General features: G+C 55.9%; 3 protein-coding genes. 1 reads left to right on the top strand and 2 read right to left on the bottom strand.

The window, feature by feature from the left end; all coding sequences use genetic code 11:
• The coding region (locus AC2FLG_RS20435) for a hypothetical protein (RefSeq protein WP_496707775.1) at nucleotides 1-309 on the top strand (309 nt) is incomplete at its 5' end.
• 23 nt (nucleotides 310-332) lie between these two features.
• Here the strand turns inward: AC2FLG_RS20435 and AC2FLG_RS20430 are convergent.
• Entirely contained in the window at nucleotides 333-1,616 is a 1,284-nt protein-coding gene (locus tag AC2FLG_RS20430) for a glycerate kinase type-2 family protein (RefSeq protein ID WP_496707773.1), read from the bottom strand.
• A gap of 7 nt (nucleotides 1,617-1,623) precedes the next feature.
• The gene (locus AC2FLG_RS20425) at nucleotides 1,624-2,601 is read right to left on the bottom strand and encodes an HpcH/HpaI aldolase/citrate lyase family protein (protein ID WP_496707771.1); all 978 of its coding nucleotides are present in this window, start codon (nucleotides 2,599-2,601) and stop codon (nucleotides 1,624-1,626) included.
• Between the last annotated feature and the right edge of the window lie 95 nt (nucleotides 2,602-2,696).

Here is a 2,696-nt window from a genome sequence, read left to right as displayed (position 1 = left end):
GATCCACTGGATCAATTGCTAACCTCTTCAACTCGTCAGGCTCATAACCTGAAGGCCAAAGGTTCAAACCCTACTCCAAAAAACAATTTTAGAACGAAAATTACAAATACTTACACGCCGATCAACGCCAAACATCCCGCAAAAATAATGCCTATATCCCTCCGTCAGAGCCTAAAACATCGCCTGGGACAATGGAATAAACGTCTCCTTTATGGCTTTGAAATCAGACTATCGCATGAATCGGACCTTTCTCGACGGATTCAGGCATTACTCTCCAATTCGACATCTCTGACGCTATATCAACCTTGATGCCCGTCAAGTTTAGCGCGCGCTCAAGCATCAGGCCCAAGCAGCAATAGTTGGATATCTGCAACATTGGTTCCGGTCGCACCAGTCATCAGAAGATCACCCGATAGTCCCAATGCCCGGTGACTGTCGTTGTTTGCTAACAGCGTGGACGGATTTTGCCCCGCATCGCGGATACGGTCGAATGTTCCTACATCCACAATCGCACCCGCTGCTGGGGTCGGACCATCACGGCCATCTGTTCCACCGCTGAGGAAAATCCAGTTGCCGGGAATAGCTTCCCCTTGCGCCAGTTGGGCGACGCGCAGCGCTAGTTCCTGGTTGCGCCCACCAAGACCCGTACCCTGCAGCCGGACGGTTGTCTCCCCTCCGAAAAGCAGAGCGACCGGGCGGTCGGAAGCCACAGAACGGGCCGCTTGCAGAATCTGACGTGCAGCGTCGGACACGTCTCCTGTCAGTGCATTGGATGCAATTTCAGCCCGACAAAACTGCGCCGCACAGCGATGCGCAGCCTCAAGGCTTATCGTGTTCGACCCGATCAGATGATTTGTCGCCTCAACTGCTATCGTCTGTTCAGGAACGCTGTGTTCTAGATGGTCCCGCACGGATTGGGGCAGACGCTTCCAGATGCCAGCCCCAATGCAGATCCTACGGGCATCGGCTTGGGTTCCGATGGGTGGAGAAGTGGGGCCGCTGGCAACGGCACGCAGGTCATCTCCGATCACATCCGACAGAATATAGGCTGTGACCGGTGCAGGTGAACCGTGTCGCAGAAACCCTCCGCCCTTGAGCTGGCTCAGATGCTGGCGCACCAGGTTCGTGTGCACGATGTCCAATCCGGAAGACAACAAGAGCTCGTTGACCACAATCTTATCCGATAGGGACAATCCGTCCATAGGTGCCGGAATCAGGGCCGATCCCCCGCCAGAGATCAGCGCTATGATCTGATCTTGCTCGCGTGCTGCGCTGAGCAGATCAATGATCTGCCGACCGGCTTTGAGGCCCCGTTCGTCCGGAACGGGGTGTGCACTGTTCAACACAGTTGCACCGGGTACGACCGCTTGGTTTTCGGAATGGGTCACGGCCAGAGCGACATGATCACCCTGAACGTTTTGCAAGGCTTCCGCCATCATGGCTGGGGCCGCTTTGCCAATCGCGATTAGGATGCTGCGCCCACCCTGTTTGGGCGCAGGCAATGGGGCTGATTGCAGCCGTCTGCTCAGGGAAACTGCCGGATCTGCCGCGGCTATGGCTTCGGCAAATATGTTGGCGGCACAATCGCGTTGAGACATGGACGATTGTAAAGTCATGAGGCGATCATGCCGCTGCGATTTGACGGGCCTTTTCAACCATAACTTCAGCTTGACGGATCGAAGCATAGTCGATCAGGCGGCCATCCAACGAAACCGCTCCCTTTCCCGCTGCTTCGGCTTTGGCCATTGCTTCGAGAATGCGTTGTGCCTTGGTGACTTCGGCGTCGCCCGGCGACATAACATCGTTTGCCAGTGAAATCTGGCTGGGATGGATGGCCCATTTGCCCTCGCAGCCTAAAACTGCCGCGCGCTTTGCGGCTGCTTTGTAGCCGTCCGGGTCTTGGAAGTCTCCAAATGGGCCGTCGATTGGGCGCAAACCATTGGCGCGGGCAGCCACAACCATGCGGGCAAGCGCATAGTGCCACATATCTCCCCAATGGGTCAGGCGTCCTCCGTCCGTATCGGCGTCAGTCAGAACGGAATAATCCGGATTAACACCGCCGATAATAGTCGTCCGCGCGCGGGTCGAGGCGGCATAGTCGGCTACGCCGAAATGCAGGCTTTCGTTACGTTTCGACGCCGCCGCGATCTCACTGACGTTCTGCATCCCTAACGCAGTTTCGATAATATGCTCGAATCCGATGCGTTTTTTGTACCCCTTTGCATCCTCGATTTGCGTGACCATCATGTCGACGGCATAGACATCTGCCGCGGTGCCGACTTTGGGGATCATGATCAGATCAAGTCGCTCGCCAGCCTGTTCAACCACATCCACCACGTCGCGGTACATGTAATGCGTGTCGAGCCCGTTGATGCGTACCGACATGGTCTTGCTGCCCCAGTCGATGTCGTTCAGAGCCTCAATGATGTTTTTGCGGGCCTGTTCTTTCTCGTCCGGCGCGACGGCGTCCTCCAGATCAAGGAAGATGACATCCACGTCCGATTGTGCGGCCTTTTCGAACATTCCGGGTTGGCTGCCAGGCACTGCGAGTTCGCTACGGTTTAGGCGGGCAGGAGCCTGTTCGATGGAATGAAAGCTCATGGGTTGGTGTCCTTCAGTTTACAAGTTTGGATAGATTGGGAATCTGGCGCATAGGTTTGCGACTTCGGTTTTGACTTTGGCCTCGACCTCACCGT

Source organism: Ruegeria sp. CDSA193, from assembly GCF_059611885.1.
Note: the sequence above shows the minus strand (reverse complement) of the source record. Positions and strands in the feature narration are given on the sequence as shown.